This is a genomic window from Zwartia panacis, assembly GCF_030410395.1.
Taxonomy (GTDB): domain Bacteria; phylum Pseudomonadota; class Gammaproteobacteria; order Burkholderiales; family Burkholderiaceae_B; genus Zwartia; species Zwartia panacis.
Genome location: NZ_JAUHHF010000029.1, coordinates 1 through 1,426, shown reverse-complemented (window position 1 = coordinate 1,426; position 1,426 = coordinate 1). Strand labels below are relative to the sequence as shown.

Annotated in this window: 1 protein-coding gene; it reads right to left on the bottom strand. The window is 53.2% G+C overall.

Annotated elements, in window-relative coordinates; all coding sequences use genetic code 11:
* Window positions 1–268 precede the first annotated feature (268 nt).
* A complete protein-coding gene (locus QWY30_RS15805) occupies window positions 269–1,288 on the bottom strand; it encodes an IS110 family RNA-guided transposase (RefSeq protein ID WP_290242643.1) in 1,020 nt (339 codons plus the stop codon).
* Between the last annotated feature and the right edge of the window lie 138 nt (window positions 1,289–1,426).

Below are 1,426 nucleotides of genomic sequence, written 5' to 3'. Positions count from 1 at the left end.
TCTTATATGGACGCCTCCCGGTTTGGCAAGAAATATTTGATTTCGACAGTTAAGGTGGTTGCAGTCTTATATCCGGTCTGTTTGTGCAGACGCGAAGCCTGCTGACCCTGATGGAATTCGCCGAGAAAGCCCTAGTCTCCGAGTCGTCCTTTGAAGGACCAGACAACAATTCAGGTTTACTTTCTCGCGGTCCGACCTGTTCCGCCATCTATCTCATATTTACCTGCGCAACCTATTAGCGATCCAACTCCTTTTCGTGGTTAAACAGCTACGCGATACTTGTCGCGTAGTTCTTTTGGTACGTACGATCATGCGCCATCATCGCCCAGATCGTGCGTGCCATCTTGTTGGCTAGCGCCACGACAACCGTATTAAACGGTCGGCGCGCCAGCAATTGTTCGATCCACGGGTCGCGTTGCTTTTGGAAGTTGATCCGCGCACGCGCCCCATGGATTAATAATGTTCTGAGGTACACATTACCTCTCTTACTGATCCCCAGCATCCTGACCCGACCGCCCGTACCGCTTTGTTTGGGCACTAAGCCTAAAAATGCAGCGAACTCTCTGCCGCTTTTAAACGTCGTTGCATCCCCTATGGTCGCCACAGCCGCTGTCGCGCCCAGGATTCCCACGCCTGGGATCTCCATGAGGTTCATTGCCGAACGCTCTTCTTTTTTCCAGAGCGTGAGCTTTTTCTCAATATCCGCAATGTCCTCATCGAGCTTCTGGATGCGCGCCATCTGTTGACGCAGCGCATCAATCACCATCGCCGGCAAGCTCTCTTCAAGCGCCCCAAGCGCTTCGAGCGCCGCGGGCATTCCCTTTGCCCGCCCGGGTGGCAATGCCACGCCAAACTCATACAGCAAGCCACGAAGCTGATTACTCTGCATGGTCCGAAACTTAACCATCTGCTCTCTTAACCGATGCAGAGTGAGTACGCTTTGTTGGGCTTCAGTTTTAATCGCCACAAACTTCATCTCGGGACGCTGCACCGCTTCCCAGATCGCGCGCGCATCGGCCGCATCGGTCTTGTTGGTCTTGACAAAGGGACGCACAAATTGTGCGGCAACAAGTCTGACCTCGTGACCGAACGCCCGCAGCTTGCGAGCCCAGTAGTGGGCGCTGCCACAAGCTTCCATCGCGACCAAGCTCGGCTCACAGGTGGCAAAAAACTCTGCCATCTGTTCGCGCTTGAGCTGCTTGCGATGAACCTCACCTGTCGTCATATCTACCCAATGCAGTTGAAAAAATTTCTTTGCAATATCCAGACCAATTGTCGTAATCTTCATATCGAGCCCTCATTACCGTTTGTGGTTGGTTTAAGAAACTCCACTTTGGCACTTAGATGCCGTTAGGTAAAGCGAGGGCTCTCTGCTTTTCTGTCCCCCTCACTCCCCAGCAGGGAGGGAGGCGTCCATTACATCTCC

Coding starts and splice junctions, on each gene's coding strand:
- QWY30_RS15805 (WP_290242643.1), bottom strand. CDS start 1,288: ATGAAGATTACGACAATTGGTCTGGATATTGCAAAGAAATTTTTTCAA.